This is a genomic window from Agromyces sp. Soil535 (assembly GCF_001428255.1).
GTDB lineage: Bacteria > Actinomycetota > Actinomycetes > Actinomycetales > Microbacteriaceae > Agromyces.
The window spans coordinates 212,024-227,784 of sequence record NZ_LMRW01000001.1 but is presented as its reverse complement, the minus strand read 5'-3'; the positions used below and the strand labels follow the sequence as shown (position 1 = coordinate 227,784).

The window sequence follows — 15,761 nt, the reverse complement described above, 5'->3', positions numbered from 1 at the left end:
CGAGCTGCAGGTCGACCTGGTCGATCTTGCCGTGGATGCCGGGACCCTCGTCGAGCTCGTCGGCGCCGGGGTTCACGATGTCAGATGTCAAGGAAGCGCACGTCCTTCGCGTTCTTCTGGATGAAGTTGCGGCGGCTCTCGACGTCCTCGCCCATCAGGGTCGAGAAGATCTCGTCGGCGGCGGCCGCGTCCTCCATGGTGACTTGCAGCAGCGTGCGGGTCTCGGGATTCATCGTGGTCTCCCAGAGCTCCTGGTGGTTCATCTCACCGAGGCCCTTGTAGCGCTGGATGCCGTTGTCCTTCGGGATGCGCCAGCCCTTCGCGGTGCCGTCGGCCACCAGCAGGTCGCGCTCCTTATCGGAGTACACGAACTGATGCTCGGCGTTCGTCCACTTCAGGCGGTAGAGCGGCGGTTGCGCGAGGTACACGTAGCCGAGCTCGATGAGCGGGCGCATGTAGCGGAACAGCAGGGTGAGCAGCAGGGTCGTGATGTGCTGGCCATCGACGTCGGCGTCGGCCATGAGCACGATCTTGTGATACCTGGCCTTCTCGGTGTTGAAGTCCTCGCCGATGCCGGCGCCGAACGCCGTGATCATCGCCTGCACCTCGTTGTTCGCGAGGGCGCGGTCGAGGCGGGCCTTCTCGACATTGAGGATCTTGCCGCGCAGCGGCAGGATCGCCTGCGTCTCGGGGTTGCGACCCTGCACGGCCGAGCCACCGGCCGAGTCGCCCTCGACGATGAAGATCTCGGAGAGAGACGGATCCTTCGACGAGCAGTCCTTGAGCTTGCCCGGCATGCCGCCCGATTCGAGGAGCCCCTTGCGACGGGTCGCCTCGCGCGCCTTGCGGGCCGCGATGCGCGCGGTCGCCGCCTGGATGGCCTTTCGGATGATGTCGCGTGCCTGTGTGGGGTTGCGCTCGAACCAGTCGCCCAACTGGTCGCCCGTGACCTTCTGCACGAACGACTTCGCCTCGGTGTTGCCGAGTTTCGTCTTCGTCTGGCCTTCGAACTGCGGCTCGGCGAGCTTCACCGAGATGACCGCGGTGAGTCCCTCGCGCACGTCGTCGCCGGAGAGGTTGTCGTCCTTCTCCTTCAGGATGCCCTTCTCGCGGGCGTACCGGTTGACGAGGGTGGTGAGCGCCGCGCGGAAGCCCTCTTCGTGCGTGCCGCCCTCGTGCGTGTTGATGGTGTTCGCGTAGGTGTGCACCGACTCGGTGTAGGCAGTGGTCCATTGCATCGCGACCTCGAGGGCGATCTTGCGCTCGGTGTCCTCGGTCTCGAAGGAGATGATCTCGTCGTTCACGACGTCGGACTTCTTCGAGCGGTTGAGGTACTCGACGTAGTCGACGAGTCCGCGCTCGTAGAGGAAGGTGTCGGTGCGCGGTGCTGCGACATCCGTGTCGGTCTTGGCCGTGTCGTCGGGGTCGATGGCGGCGTGGCCCACACGCAGGTCGGTGAGCGTGATGCGGAGGCCCTTGTTCAGGAACGCGTACTGCTGGAACCGTGTGCGGAGGGTTTCGTAGTCGAACTCGACGGTCTCGAAGATGTCGGTGCTCGGCCAGAACGTGATGGTGGTGCCGGTGGCGTCGGATGCCTCGCCCTTTGCGAGCGGGGCATCGGGCACGCCGACCGTGTACGACTGGGTCCACGCGAAGCCCTGGCGTCGCACGTCGACGTCGAGCTTCGACGACAGGGCGTTGACGACGGACGACCCGACGCCGTGCAGGCCGCCGGACACCGCGTATCCTCCGCCGCCGAACTTGCCGCCGGCGTGGAGCATGGTGAGCACGACCTCGACCGTGGAGCGACCCTCGGTCTTGTGGATGTCGACGGGGATGCCGCGGCCGTCGTCGACGACGCGAACGCCGCCATCGGGGAGGATCGTCACGTCGATCTCGGTGGCATAGCCGGCGAGCGCCTCGTCGACGGAGTTGTCGACGATCTCGTACACGAGGTGATGAAGCCCGCGTGGCCCGGTCGAGCCGATGTACATGCCCGGCCGCTTGCGAACCGCTTCGAGGCCCTCGAGAACCTGGATCGCGTCGGCGCCGTATTCCGGCTTCTGCTGGGCCTTCGTGGGTTCGACTGTCATGTGTGAATCGGGCTCCTGACCGTCATTCTGGCGACCCTTAACCCTATCAAACGGTGGGTCCTCGGCAGCCCGGAAGCGCCGATCTGAGGCGATGACACAGGGGAAGTGACCGAATTTGCCGTGTCAGCCGTAAGTATCACGCGGACCGCGCCCTGGAACCGATCTGGGGCCCCTTTTCCAGGTGGGTGCATCCGGCCCTTGGAAGCGGATCGTCTCGACCCCCGCGCCCGGGTACCGGTCGAGGATGCGCGTGACGAGCTCCGTGCGCATGAGACGCAGCTGCGTCGCCCACGCCGTGGACTCGCACCGCACCTGCAGCACGCCGTTCTCGATCGCGATCGCCTCGGAGTGCTTCGCGGTCTCCTCGCCGGCGACCTCGGCCCATGAGGCGAGCACCTCGTGCTGCGACAGCGGGGCCGTCCATCCGAGCTGCGTGGTGAGTCCGTCGATGGCGTCGCCCAGCGGTTTCGGGTCACGCCCGGGGCTGAAGGGCTCGCTGCCGGATGCCTCGCGGGTGCGGTTGCGAGCGCGACCCGGTCGCGACCTGGTGTCGCCGAAGATCTCGCGGAAGTGCTGGTAGACGCGTGACGCCTCGGAACGCGTCGCGTCCGGACGTGCGGGGTCCGGACGTGCCCCGTCAGGCATCCGTCGTCGCCTCCTCCCCCACGATGCGGCCCGCCTCGATGTGCACGATGCGAGCGATGAGCGGCTCGGGTACGTCTTCGAGGACCGCCGCGGTGACGAGCACCTGCTCGAACCCGCCGATCGCCGCGGCGAGGCGCTCCCGGCGCATCCGGTCGAGCTCGGCGAAGACGTCGTCGAGCACGAGCACGGGATCCCCGGTGGTCGAGTCACGGCGGAGCAGCTCGGCGGAGGCGAGGCGGAGCGCGAGCGCGAACGACCACGACTCGCCGTGGCTCGCATAGCCCTTGGCGGGCAGGCCGTTGAGGAGCAGCACCACGTCGTCGCGATGCGGACCGGCGAGGGTGACGCCGCGCTCCAGTTCCTTCGGTCGCAGGACACGGAGCGCCTCGGTGAAGCGTGCGCGTGTGTCGGCCCGCGGATCGGCCGGCGCTTCGACATCCGCGTTCTCGTCATCGGGGTCGGCACCATCGATCGAGAGGAGCGGGCGCAGCCGGGGTGCATGGTCGTCGTCGACGATGGAATGGTATGCGTCGGCGAGCGGCGACGCGAGCTCGTCGATGAGGGCGACGCGTTGGTCGATGAGCTCGGCGCCGAGTGCCACGAGGCGCTCGTCCCAGATGTCGAGGGTCGGCAGTCGGTCCACCGGAAGGCCTCGGGCTCGGGCGCTCTTCAGCAGCGAGTTGCGCTGCTTCAGCACCCGCTCGTAGTCGGCCATGACGCCCGAGAGGCGCGGGGTGCGCTGCACGAGCAACTCGTCGAGCATGCGACGGCGCACCGACGGCTCGCCGCGCACGATTGCCTGGTCTTCTGGGGCGAAGAGCACGCTGTGCGCGTAGCGCGGCAGTTCGCGCGTCTTCACGGGCGAACGGTTGAGCTGCGCGCGGTTCGCGCCCTGCCGGTTGAGTTGCAGTTCGATGAGCAGCTCGCGGTCGCCGTGTGCGAGCAGGGCACGGATGATCGCGGCATCCGCCCCGGCGCGGATCAGCGCCTGATCGCCCGACACCCGGTGCGAGCCGAGGGTGGAGAGGTAGCCGATCGACTCCACGAGGTTCGTCTTGCCCTGGCCGTTGCGCCCGACGAGCACCGTGGCGCCCGGCCCGAGCACCAGCTCGGCCCGCTCGTAGTTGCGGTAGTCGGTGAGAGACAGGCGGGCGACATGCACGCGGGCCTCCCTTCCGATCCGAACTCGACAAGGCTACCCGCGCCGCCCGACAGCGCCCGGGGTGCATGCGGGTCGAGGAGCCTGCGCGGTGGGCTCTCAGCCCGCAAGTCGACTCAGCGCAGGAGCAGGTTGGGCTGCAGGAGGTAGCGGTACGTGTCAGCGCCCGCCTGTTCGCGCGACGACTGGCTCGTGATGAGCACGGGGCCCGGCTTGTTGGGGTTCTCGGTCTTCGTGAACGAGATGCGGACGAACTCGGAGTGCACCGCGCCGAGGCCGTCGAGCAGGAACTGGGGCTTGAGCGACACGACGGTGTCGTCGCCGGTGAGGATCGCGTCGATCGTCTCCGACGCCTGTGCCTGCTCGCTGCCGATCGCCTCGAGGGTGAGGCCATCGGCGGTGAAGGTGTAGCGCAGGGCCGCCTCGCGCTCGAGCACCAGGGCGACGCGACGGGTCGCCTCGATGAGCTCGGCGGTGTTCATGACCGCGTAGTTGTCGACCGTCTCAGGGAAGAGCCGCCGCACGGGCGGGAAGTTGCCCTTGATGAGCAGTGAGGTCACGGTCTTCTTGTCGGCGCTGAAGGCGATGAGCTCACGGTCGTCCCGGCTGGTGATAGCGACGGAGATCGTGCCCGAGTGGCCGAACGTCTTGCCGACCTCCTGGAGGGTGCGCGCCGGCACGAGTGCGGTGACGACCTGATCGCCGCCCCCGACGGCGCCGCCGTCCCATTCGATCTCTCGCACCGCGACCCGGTATCTGTCGGTCGCCACGAGGCCCAGATGGTTCTCGCGGACTTCGAGCTGCACGCCCGTGATCACCGGTGTGACATCGTCTCGGGATGCCGCGACGGCGACCTGCGCGACCGCCGTGGCGAACTCCTCGGCCGGCACGACCCCCGACTCGGGGCCGATCTCGGGGATCGACGGGTATTCCTCGACGGGCATCGACAGGAGGGTGAACGTGGCGGAACCGCAGGTCAGCGAGATTCGGGACTCCTCGGTCGCGACGCGTACCGGTGCGTTCGGCAGGCGGCCGGCGATCTCGGCGAGGAGACGACCTGAGACGAGCACCGTGCCGGTCTCCTCGACGTCGGCCTGGATCTCGGTCTGGGAGGAGACCTCGTAGTCGAATGAGGAGAGGACCAGTCCCTCGTCGTTCGCCTGGATCAGCACGCCGGACAGGATCGGCAGGGTCGTGCGCTGCGGGAGCAGCTTGACGGCGAAGGAAACGGCCTCACTGAATACGTCGCGATTGACCTGGAACTTCACGGTTCTCCCGTCGTGGAGGTGCTGGCTGGCTCCCCCATGCTATCCGGAGTGTTCGAGCCGGTGAGGGGACATTCTCGTGGGGGGCGCGAGGTTGTCGGCGGATGCCTGTTGAGGTGGTCTGACGCGGATGCCTCGTGTGTGTCGAGACCCGACAGGGTCGTGTGCCCGGGAGGCGCGCGCCTCGATCCGCGCGCCTCGATCCGCCCACGATCGAATGTTGTCGGGATCCCCCGGTTAACCACTTCTCTCTTAACGGTGTTAACCGCTGTGGAAACTGTGGATGGTGTGCAGGGATCCCCGGAACGACGCCCAAGTCGCCCCCTCCGATCTGTGCACAGTGTGTGGGTTTCGAGGCGAATGCTGCTCGTGAGCGCCGGGCCGGCAGACGGGTTATGCACAGGGCGGGACGCCGTCTCAACAGGGCCTGACGGGTTGCTCGTTAACAATCCACAACTTTTCCACAGCTGTGGGAATCGCCCCTGAACGGGGCGCACGGGGGCGCCTGCGGGGTCGATCGATCGGCCGGAGGGGCGGGATCGTCGGCGTGCCGGGACGGTGTCCGCGGCATCCGATCAGCGGTAGCGGCCCGTCTGCTTGATGCGGGCCGTGAGCTCGGTGACCTGGTTGTAGATCGACCGGCGCTCCTTCATGAGCTCGGAGATCTTCTTGTTCGCGTACATCACGGTGGTGTGATCGCGGTTGCCGAAGAGCTGCCCGATCTTCGGCAACGAGAGGTTCGTGAGCTCACGGCACAGGTACATGGCGATCTGTCGCGCGGTGGCCACCGCCTGCGAGCGGCTCGACCCGTAGAGGTCGTCGACGGTCAGCTTGAAGTACTCGGCCGTCGCGGTGATGATGTCGACCGGGGCCACGACGTTGTCCGAGTCATCCATGATCAGGTCCTTCAGCACCGTCTGCACGAGCGGCATGTCGACCGGCGTGCGGTTCAGGCTCGCGAACGCCGTGACGCGGATGAGGGTGCCCTCGAGCTCGCGGATGTTGCTCGACACCTTCGACGCCATGTACTCGAGGATCTCGTCGGGCACCTGGAGTCGCTCGGACTGCGCCTTCTTCCGGAGGATCGCGATGCGCGTCTCGAGGTCGGGCGCCTGCACGTCGGTGATGAGGCCCCACTCGAAGCGACTGCGCATGCGGTCCTCGAAGCCGGTGAGGTGCTTCGGCGGCACGTCGCTCGTGATCACGACCTGCTTGTTGTGGTCGTGCAGGGTGTTGAAGGTGTGGAAGAACGCCTCCTGCGTCTCCGCTTTTCCCTGCAGGAACTGGATGTCGTCGATCAGGAGGATGTCGATGTTGCGGTACCGCTGCTGGAAGAGCGAGCCGCGGTTGTTCGCGATCGAGTTGATGAAGTCGTTCGTGAACTCCTCGGATGACACGTACCGCACGCGGATGCCCGGATACAGGCTCATCGCATAGTGGCCGATGGCGTGCAGGAGGTGCGTCTTGCCGAGGCCCGAGTCGCCGTAGATGAACAGCGGGTTGTACGCCTTGGCCGGCGCCTCCGCGACGGCCACTGCAGCGGCGTGGGCGAACCGGTTGGACTGGCCGATGACGAAGCTGTCGAACGAGTACTTCGGGTTGAGTCTGGCGTCACGGGGCCGGTCGACGTTCACGTTCTCGAACACCGACTGCGGGGAGGCCGGCAGCTCGACCGGGTTCGGGTAGTCGTCGAACCCGACGGGCTTCGGCTCCGGGGCCCTGGTCTCCTCAAGCTCGGGATTCACGACCACGTAGAACGAGGTCACTGAGGACGGCGATTCGATGACGCTCATCGCTGAGAGCAACGACACCCGCATGCGCTGGTTCAACATGCTCGCCGTGAAGTCGTTCGGCACCTCGAGGTAGAAGGTGCCCGCCGCGATGCCCTTCGGCTCCACGAGATTGAGGAAGCCCTGCAGCATCGGGGTGATCGCGTCGTCGTCGGAGAGCCGGTCGAGGACGGTGGCCCATGTGTCGGAGATGGGCTGCTCGGTCATCGTTCCCCGCAATCATTCGGTGCCGTCGTGTGTGCCGCTCATCGATCCCCCGATCGACGACGCAAGCGGCGCGAGGCGAAGTGTTCACAGCGTTCTCCACCGCCTGTGGGCAGAATCGGGAAGTCGCCCGTGATTCCGCGCGCAAAGCTGGGGATAACTGGTCTCACACGGTATCGAATGTCGCCCGCCGGGACAAATGCCCGAGGAGGGATTCGACGGCATGGGCGTGTCGATCCACAGCGGATCCAGAGCTACGAGGGATACTGTGACGTTTGCACTACGCCGGGTTCGACCGCACCTGGTTTGACCCCGGGACTCCGAGGCCGTAGTTTTAATAGGTTGACCCCAGCCCTTTCGGGCACCCCAGTTTTCCTGCCGCAGCATTGCACGAGCTGCGCGCGGAGATCCGACAGCCGGAGAAGAAGAATGAGCAAGCGTACGTTCCAGCCGAACAACCGTCGTCGCGCCAAGAAGCACGGCTTCCGCCTTCGCATGCGCACCCGCGCAGGCCGTGCCATCCTGTCGGCACGCCGTGCCAAGGGTCGCACCGAACTCTCCGCATAGTCCCTCGGTGCTCGCCAAGGCCAATCGCATCACGAGCGCCGACGACTATCGAGTCATCGTGCGCCGCGGTGCGAAGGTTGCCGGTGCCCACACCGTGAGCTATATGCGCTCACGGGAGTCGGGCACCGACGCACGCTTCGGCTTCATCGTCTCCAAGAAGGTCGGGGGCGCAGTGCGTCGCAATCTCGTGCGGCGCCGCCTGAAGGCGGTGTGCCACGAGGCCCTCACAGACGGCGTGCGCGGCGTCGATGTCGTCGTGCGCGCGCTGCCCGGTGCGGCAGAGGCGGAGTGGGGCGACTTGCGCGCCGAGGTGATCGCGGCGCTTGCGCGGCGATCCGATCGTCGTGGTGCGAACGCGGTGCTCCCGGGCACGAAGGGTCGCTGACGTGCGCAACCTGGCTCTGTTCCTCATCCTCGTCCCCCGCAATGTCGGGGTGCTGCTCCTCCGCGCGTACCGCGCGGTGATCTCACCGCTCTACGGCGATGTCTGCCGGTACTACCCGTCGTGTTCCGCCTATGGCCTCGGCTCCGTGCAGCAACGCGGCCTGGCGCTGGGTGTCGCGCTCACCGCCTGGCGCATCGTGCGCTGCAATCCCTGGGCGGCCGGGGGCATCGACGACGTCCGTCCGGCTCGCCATGATCGTTATCGGATCACGACGTTCGGCTGGGTGGTGCCGAAGGGCATGTTCCCGAAGGCCGAAGCGGATGCCGCGGCCGCCCGCCGTGCACACGAACTCGAGCACCAGACGTCGGAGCTCGGAATCGCTCGCCACTCCCACCCTCGCCCGCTCGGCACCGAGTCGGCGTTCTCGGCTTCCTCCCCCACCCTGTCCCGGAAGGACTGACCCCGCACCCATGGACATCATCGGTACGATCCTTTGGCCCATCAAATGGGTCATCGAGCTGATCCTCGTGGCGTTCCACTCGATGTGGACGTTCTTCGGGCTCGACCCCGATTCCGGCATCACGTGGGTGCTGTCGATCGTCGGCCTCGTCATCGTCGTGCGTGCGGCCCTCATCCCGATCTTCGTCCGCCAGATCAAGAGCCAGCGCCGCATGCTCGAGGTCGCGCCGCAGCTGAAGAAGATCCAGGACAAGTACAAGGGCAAGAAGGACCAGCTCTCGCGCGAGGCGATGTCCCGCGAGACCATGGAGCTCTACAAGAGGACGGGCACCAACCCCCTCTCATCCTGCCTCCCGCTCCTCCTGCAGATGCCGATCTTCTTCGGGCTCTTCTCCGTGCTGAACGACGCGTCCGTGAAGGACCAGGCGGGCGTCGGCCTGCTGAGCCAGGAGCTCGCCGACTCATTCGCGAACTCCGTGTTCCTCGGGGCGCCCCTCAGCTCGACGTTCATCCAGGCGTGGAACAACGGCGGTCAGCCGTGGCAGACGATCGTGATCGCGTCGACCATGATCGTGCTGATGACCGCGTCGCAGTTCATCACGCAGCTGCAGATCGTCTCCAAGAACATGTCGCCTGAGACCAAGGCGAGCCCGATGTTCCGGCAGCAGCGCATCCTCCTCTACCTGCTCCCGCTGGTGTTCGCCGTCTCCGGTGTCGCCTTCCCCATCGGCGTGATGTTCTACTGGCTGGTCTCGAACTTCTGGACCATGGGCCAGCAGTTCGTCGTCATCCGCAACATGCCGACGCCCGGCAGTGAAGCGGCGAAGGCGCGCGAGGCGCGCCTCGCCAAGAAGGGCAAGCTGGCGGTCGAAGAGAAGCCCGAGCACGACGTCGTCGAGCAGAAGAAGACGACCCAGCGCCAGCAGCCGGTCAGCAAGACCCGCGCGAAGAAGCAGGGCGGGAAGTAGACCATGACTGACGTGCAGCACGAAGCCGAGAACCGCTCGATCGCCCAGCTCGAAGAGGAAGGCGACATCGCGGCGGACTACATCGAGGAGCTCCTCGACATCTGCGACCTCGACGGCGACATCGACATCGACGCGCGCAACGGTCGCGCCTACGTGTCGGTGAACGCGGGCGAAGGTGCGAACCTCAACCTCCTGTCGAAGCCCGAAACGGTGAGCGCCCTCCAGGAGTTGACGCGCCTCGCGGTGCAGACGAAGACCGGCGTGTTCTCACGCCTCATCCTCGACATCGGCGGTTCGCGAGACGCTCGGCGCAACGAGCTCGCCGACCTGGTGAACCGCGCGGTCGAGCGTCTCGAGGCGGGTGCCGCCGAGGCGGCGCTTCCACCGATGTCGTCGTACGAGCGAAAGCTCGTGCACGACCTGGTGAGCGAGCGGGGCTTCCACTCGGAGTCGCGCGGCGAAGGTGCCGATCGGCACACCGTGATCACCCGCGGCGCCTGACGTTTCACGTGAAACGATGATCGACGGACTCGAGCCCGAGCCTGCCGCCGCGGCTGAGATCTTCGGAACGCACCTGGAGCAGGGCCGCCGATTCACCGAGGCGCTCGCGCGCCATGGCGAGGAGCTCGGGCTCATCGGCCCGCTGGAGCTCCCCCGGCTGTGGACGCGCCACATCCTCAACAGCGCGCTGGTGGCCCCGCTCCTGCGCCCCGGCCGTGTGGGCGACGTCGGATCCGGAGCCGGCCTGCCCGGGCTCGTGCTCGCGATCATGCGACCGGATGTCTCGTTCACGCTCATCGAACCGATGGAGCGGCGGGTCGCATGGCTCGAGCGCCAGGCGGCCGAGTTGGAGTTGGCGAACGTCGAGGTCGTCCGGGCCCGAGCCGAGGAGTCGAAGCTGAAGGGCGCACTCGACCAGGTGACCGCGCGTGCGGTGAGCGCACTGCGCACGTTGATCCCGGTGACGGCTCCCCTGCTCCGACCCGGTGGCGAGCTGGTGCTCATGAAGGGCGCGGGGGTCGACGGGGAGATCGCCGCCGCCGACAAGGCGATCCGCAAGTACCGGGTCCACGACGCCGAGGTCCTGGTGCTCGGCGAAGGGGTCGTCAGCGAGATCACCCGCGTGTTCCGCGCGACCGTGGGGTGACAGTTCCGCCGTCCTTGCGTTTCCGAGCGTCCCGGTGGTTGGTGGGCGGGTGATCATCCGCTGAGGTGGATGTCAGGAACCGCTCGCAGAAGCGGCAGCGGGACCAGCGCGGAAGGCGGCAACCGGGGAACAGCCCTTGCCTCATGCGCTTCGAGAGCGTCGGTGTGTCGAATGGCCGATCTCGAACACCGACTTTGCGGCACTGGATCCTTCTTCAGCCTCCTCCCACGCCCGTGCTCGGCCGATCAAGACTCCCCCACCTTCCACAATCGCCCTACCGGCAGGGCGCCGGAGCGGGTACGTAGCGGTCGATCTACGCCTTTGAGCACGGGGGACGATGGATCGGCCGCGCCGGCCGGGTCTTCCCCGAGGCCTCGCGACAACGTGTCGCATCCCGGGTGGAATGCGAGCCGGCGGTGCTCGCGGAGCCGCTGACGACCCCGAGGCCCGCTTCCTCGTGGCGGCCGATCCCATAACCGATCCGGCGTCGTTGGCGCGCACGCCACGGAGCGCCGACATCGCGAACAAGGCGAGGCGGCTGGCAGACCTCGCGTCGGCACGCGTCCTTCGTTCCCTATGCAGCGCTGGGTTGGCACGCCCGTCAGGACGAAATCAACACTCGAGATCGATGCCGCCCAGACCGCATTCCCTGGCGGTCGGAGTGGCGTTCCCGACCCACGCTGGCATCCGTGAACCCCGCACGGCCACGTCCTTCGGAGCTCAGAGGATGCCGCCTCATGGCCGTTTCACGTGAAACACCCGAGGCGAGGCCGGCGTCTCGTCGCGATGCACGTGGGAAGGGGCTAGGACGTGTCTGACAAACGCGGCGCCGGTGCGGCGCGATGCTGGTCAGCGTGTCACGGTTCCAGTGCTCTCTGATGCCGATTGGGCGATGATCGCTGATTTGCTGCCAGCAAGGACGGGCAGGCAGGGTCGACCGTTCTCGGATGCCCGCACAGTGATCGAGGGGATCATCTACCGGTATCGCTGTGGGATCGCATGGCGGGACCTTCCCGCTGTGTTTGGGCCGTGGCAGACGGTCTGGACCTGGCTTCGGCGGCTTGCTGCCGAAGGCACATGGGATGTCGTGCTCGCAAGGCTGATTGCCGCAGCCGACGCTGCCGGCGCAGTGAACTGGTCGGTGTCAGTCGACTCGACGATCGCACGCGCGCACCAGCACGCCACGAATCTCACACGGCACACAGGGGGTTGGGTCGAACTACAAGAATCCGCTCCTCGAGCCGCCTGACCACGCGCTCGGCCGTTCCCGGGGCGCCTGTGGACCAAGATTCACCAGCTCGTCGACGGATGCGGGCTACCGCTCGTGATGCAGTCCCCCCGGTCAGGCGGGGACTCACCGATGTTCATGCCGCTGATGGCCCAACTCCGGGTACCCCGCACGGTCGGCCGGCCGCGAACCACGCCGGGACGCAGTCCGGGCCGGCAAGGCGCACTCCTCACTGGCGATGCGCGCGCACCTGCGTGATCGGCGCATCAAGGCGGTCATCCCGGAACCGGCCGATCAGGCCGGGCACCGGAAACGACGCGGCCCACGCGGTGGCAGGCCGCCGCAGATTCGACGCGCGCGACTACCGTGGCCGGAACGTGATCGAGCGTCGGTTCTGCCACCTCAAGCAACGGCGTGGACTGGCCACCCTCTACGACAACCTCGCGGTCGTCTACCGTGCTGCCGCGCTCCTGAACGTAGTCATCGCCTGGGCACGACATCTATCAAACGGGTGCTATAGCCCCTCCCCGGGCGACCAAATCGCTCACGCGCCTGCTGCAAGATGTCCGCGTAGCGTGGATCGAACGGCTCGACGAGGAGACGCTCGAGCGGCCCAAGAGAGCGCCCACAACGCAGTCTGCTCGCCGGGTAGGAGTTGTAAGTCCTATGGAAACGGTTGGGGGTTCGAGTCCCTCCGGGCCACGCTCATAACCCCATCTCGCCAGCCGGGGATTTCGGGCCCGCCGGTGCAGGTCGCTCCCCCGCCCGGCGTGCGGTGGCCCGATACGTTCGCCGCATACCCCGTCGTAAGATGGCGGCTGAGAGGAGGAGGGCGATGGCCGATCCCGTGGGCGACATCATCGGAGACTATCGGGCGTTCGCCGCGCAGCAGCGCGACCGCCTGCTCGCCCGAGGCATCGACATCGCGCCGTACGAGCTGAGCCACCTCGCCGTCCGCGTGCCGGAGTGGGACCAGTATGTCCACCTGCGGACCCTGCTCGAACGCCACGCCATCGCCAATGTGGAGGGCGTCTGGAACGGGCGGCCGATGTCCATGATCCTCCTCGCTGAGCCGCTCCGCTTCCTCGACGGCCAGGTGATCCCGCTCATCGAGCTCATCCCGCCCGTCCACCAGCGCGTCTACAAGATGGGCATGGAGCACTTCGGCGTGGTCGTCGGCGAGGAGGTCGACGCGTTCTCCCGCCGGCATCGGGCGGCGCTGACCGGCCAGCAGTTCCAGAGCCCGTGGAACGAGCCGTATTACGTGCTGTTCGAGGACTTCACTCACGTGAAGTTCCACCGCCGCTCGCTGCGAGCGGTGATCGAGCTGCAGGGCGGGACGTTCGACGGCATCCACCATGTCGACGGCTGGGTCCCGCAGCGGCTGGTCACGGCGACTGGCCCGAACCCTCTGCCGCGCTGAGCGGAGCGGGCGGTCGGAGTAGTCGAAATCCTCGTCTTCCCACCGATGCAGTACCTCGAAAAGGACAATAGCTGCTGCGTCCGCGTCCAGAACCACAGCTCGATCTGTCATGGGCAAAGGCTATTCACCTGGGACACGGGCCCTTAACCCCACGAGGCCAAGTTTCCAGCGCAGTCCGCGTTTGTCGCACACGCCCTGGTGGCCGGTGGGGCATTTTGGGACTCGTAGAGGAAATGACAGGACCGCTGTGCGAGACCGTCGGATCACCAGCGGAGTCCGACTTCCGCGGGGGCGTCGACTCGGGTGCCCGGGTTGAGTGTTCCCGACCCACGCCGGCATCCGTGGACCTCGCACGGCCACATCTTCTTCGGAGCCCGAGAAGGCGGGCGCGTGACGCGTTTCACGTGAAACAACGCAAGGCGAGGTCGGTCAGCGTCCGTGGGAAGGCGGGGTTTGTGGGACCGCGGCCGGGCCCTGATGCAGGCGGCGATCGGCGGGATCTTCGGTCTGTACGGCCAAGCACGCACTGAAGGAAGAGGTTCGAGATGGGCCTTGTCCCAGTCGGCCCTGTCCGAGCTGCTCGAGGCGTTCCGTGCCCGCGACGGCGTGGACCTGATCCGGGAGTCGGTCCGCGTGGCGTTTGCAAAAGTTGCTCGAAGCCGAAGCCGAAGCGACCGAGCGGATCGGTGCCGCACTGCATGAGCGCACCGAGTCCCGGGCGACCGAACGCAATGGCCACCGCACGAGGTCGTTGTCGACCAAGGCCGGCGAAGTCGACCTGCGGATACCCAAGCTGCGGTGGGGCTCGTGCTTCCCGGTCATCTTCGAGCCCCGCCGTCGCACGGACCAGGTCTTGTACGCGGCGGTATGGAGGCCGACGTCCACGGTGTCTCCACCAGGTCGGTCGACGATCTGGTCGAAGCCATGGGAACCGCCGGCCGACATGCACGACGAGTGGCAATCAGGCGAGTGCCACTACCTGTCCGAACCGTCTATGGCCCAGCTCAAACCAACCTCCGATACTGGCGGTATCGCCGCGATCGACTGCGGCGAGGAGACACCGACGATCAACCTCAAAGCCCACCACCCCGCGCGGCACCGCCGACGTTCGCGGGAAGCAGGACCACGAAACGACGACGTCAGCTACCAGCGGAGTCCGACTTCCACGTGGCGTCCGCTCGGCGGTCGGAGAGGCGTTCCACGACCCATGGTGGCATCCATGAACCTCGCACGGCCGCATCCTTCGGAGCTCAGAGGAGGCCGCCACATGGCGTTTCACGTGAAACACCTGAGGTGAGGCCGGCGTCTCGTCGCGGTGCACGTGGGAAGGCTGGTCGCCGGTGGGGCATTCTCGGACTCGTAGAGGAACGACAGGACCGCTGTGCGAGACCGTCGAGTCACCAGCGGAGTCCGACTTCCGCAGAGGCGTCGACTCAAGTGCCTGGGTCGAGTGTTCCCGACCCAGGCCGGCATCCGTGAACCTCGCACGTCCACATTCTCCCGGAGCCCGAGAAGGCGGGCGCGTGACGCGTTTCACGTGAAACACGCAAGGCGAGGTCGCCGCCTCGTCGCGGTGCACGTGGGAGGGCTCAGCCCTGCTTGTGGCACCGCCGAAACAGCGCCGTTTCACGTGAAACAGCACTCGCTCTTCTGAAGGTGACTCACCCTTCTTGAGACTCCATGGGCGGAGACATCACCATTTCTCCTGGCCGCGTCGCGGGTCGCGACGGTGAACCCTTGCCGTGCGCGTGCGCCATACCTTGGGCGCGCCATCCTCCGGTGCAGGAGTGGCCTGGTTCACATGAAACACAGGCGGGCCGCTTTCGGGTTCCCGACTCGGGTGCGGTCGATCCCCCTCACCGCGTGACTCTTGAGCGCGCTGGCGTTGAACACGCTGGCCAAGGCGGCCCGGGCGCGCACACGTCGACTGGCCTGGCACGGCGGCCCTCCGCGGCAAGTTGGTGGCCCGGAACGTGACTGGCTCGTCATGGCACACCTCAACGTGGCGCGGGAGATGGGTGGTCTCTCCAATACGTGTGACGTCGATCACCTGTCGGAACGCCGCTTCGGCAGGCGCGCGAGCGGATCCTCGTCCTCCCGCCGGTCGTGGAGGCGCTCCCCTCACAAGGACGCACGCCCCCGGATCACGATGTTCCACCCGCAGCGTGCGTACGCATCGAGCCCCGCGTGATCGCCGAACGATCGAGCGATGACACGTGAACCGGCCCGCGTCGGACGTGCCCACCTCGATCGGCGGGTGCGGGCGGTTAGGCTGGACTCGCGAGTCGTGCGGAGCCACCGCCGGGTCACGGACGTCGATGAGCAACGGGTTGGAGCAGTCGGGATGTCACAGGGTGGAGGTCGCGGATGGTTCCATCGAAAGCGGCATCAACCCGAAGCTGAGCAGCCCACCGGAACCACCCACGCG

12 protein-coding genes and 2 pseudogenes are annotated in these 15,761 nt (G+C 66.9%); 9 read left to right on the top strand and 5 right to left on the bottom strand.

The genetic code is table 11. The annotated features are described in order from the left end of the window. Nucleotides 1-80: 80 nt before the first annotated feature. The 5 genes from gyrB to dnaA form a co-directional block, all read right to left on the bottom strand. Nucleotides 81-2,093, bottom strand: coding sequence for a DNA topoisomerase (ATP-hydrolyzing) subunit B (gene gyrB / locus ASG80_RS01040; RefSeq protein ID WP_056727600.1), 2,013 nt, complete (start codon nucleotides 2,091-2,093; stop codon nucleotides 81-83). A 123-nt stretch (nucleotides 2,094-2,216) separates the two neighbouring features. Beyond that, the gene (locus ASG80_RS01035; RefSeq protein ID WP_056727598.1) at nucleotides 2,217-2,738 is read right to left on the bottom strand and encodes a DUF721 domain-containing protein; all 522 of its coding nucleotides are present in this window, start codon (nucleotides 2,736-2,738) and stop codon (nucleotides 2,217-2,219) included. Continuing rightward, nucleotides 2,731-3,900, bottom strand: coding sequence for a DNA replication/repair protein RecF (gene recF / locus ASG80_RS01030; protein WP_056727596.1), 1,170 nt, complete (start codon nucleotides 3,898-3,900; stop codon nucleotides 2,731-2,733). The genes ASG80_RS01035 and recF overlap by 8 nt, the downstream gene beginning before the upstream one ends. Before the next feature lie 113 nt (nucleotides 3,901-4,013). Beyond that, nucleotides 4,014-5,165: a DNA polymerase III subunit beta gene (gene dnaN / locus ASG80_RS01025; RefSeq protein WP_056727595.1), complete on the bottom strand. Its 1,152-nt coding sequence runs from the start codon at nucleotides 5,163-5,165 to the stop codon at nucleotides 4,014-4,016. A 572-nt stretch (nucleotides 5,166-5,737) separates the two neighbouring features. After that, nucleotides 5,738-7,159, bottom strand: coding sequence for a chromosomal replication initiator protein DnaA (gene dnaA, locus ASG80_RS01020; protein ID WP_056727593.1), 1,422 nt, complete (start codon nucleotides 7,157-7,159; stop codon nucleotides 5,738-5,740). Nucleotides 7,160-7,585: 426 nt separating this feature from the next. On the opposite strand from dnaA, the gene rpmH reads away from it, so the two are divergent. The 9 genes and pseudogenes from rpmH to ASG80_RS22665 form a co-directional block, all read left to right on the top strand. Continuing rightward, complete coding sequence (rpmH, locus tag ASG80_RS01015; RefSeq protein ID WP_022889115.1) at nucleotides 7,586-7,723, top strand: 50S ribosomal protein L34; 138 nt, start codon at nucleotides 7,586-7,588, stop codon at nucleotides 7,721-7,723. Nucleotides 7,724-7,730: 7 nt separating this feature from the next. After that, the gene (rnpA, locus tag ASG80_RS01010) at nucleotides 7,731-8,108 is read left to right on the top strand and encodes a ribonuclease P protein component (protein ID WP_056727592.1); all 378 of its coding nucleotides are present in this window, start codon (nucleotides 7,731-7,733) and stop codon (nucleotides 8,106-8,108) included. A gap of 1 nt (nucleotide 8,109) precedes the next feature. Then, nucleotides 8,110-8,568 carry a membrane protein insertion efficiency factor YidD gene (yidD, locus tag ASG80_RS24825; RefSeq protein WP_082589628.1) on the top strand — a complete coding sequence of 153 codons (459 nt, stop codon included), beginning with the start codon at nucleotides 8,110-8,112 and terminating at the stop codon, nucleotides 8,566-8,568. 10 nt (nucleotides 8,569-8,578) lie between these two features. Further along, nucleotides 8,579-9,535, top strand: a complete 957-nt coding sequence (gene yidC, locus ASG80_RS01000; protein ID WP_056727589.1) for a membrane protein insertase YidC — start codon at nucleotides 8,579-8,581, stop codon at nucleotides 9,533-9,535. A 3-nt stretch (nucleotides 9,536-9,538) separates the two neighbouring features. Further along, entirely contained in the window at nucleotides 9,539-10,036 is a 498-nt protein-coding gene (locus ASG80_RS00995; protein ID WP_056727586.1) for a R3H domain-containing nucleic acid-binding protein, read from the top strand. Between the two features lie 16 nt (nucleotides 10,037-10,052). Beyond that, complete coding sequence (rsmG, locus tag ASG80_RS00990; protein ID WP_056727584.1) at nucleotides 10,053-10,682, top strand: 16S rRNA (guanine(527)-N(7))-methyltransferase RsmG; 630 nt, start codon at nucleotides 10,053-10,055, stop codon at nucleotides 10,680-10,682. A gap of 854 nt (nucleotides 10,683-11,536) precedes the next feature. Then, nucleotides 11,537-12,419 (top strand): annotated as a pseudogene (locus ASG80_RS23290) (IS5 family transposase); the annotation flags it as partial. A 326-nt stretch (nucleotides 12,420-12,745) separates the two neighbouring features. After that, nucleotides 12,746-13,333 carry a VOC family protein gene (locus ASG80_RS00985; RefSeq protein ID WP_056727581.1) on the top strand — a complete coding sequence of 196 codons (588 nt, stop codon included), beginning with the start codon at nucleotides 12,746-12,748 and terminating at the stop codon, nucleotides 13,331-13,333. Nucleotides 13,334-13,939: 606 nt separating this feature from the next. Further along, nucleotides 13,940-14,263 (top strand): annotated as a pseudogene (locus ASG80_RS22665) (transposase); the annotation flags it as partial. Nucleotides 14,264-15,761: the final 1,498 nt, after the last annotated feature.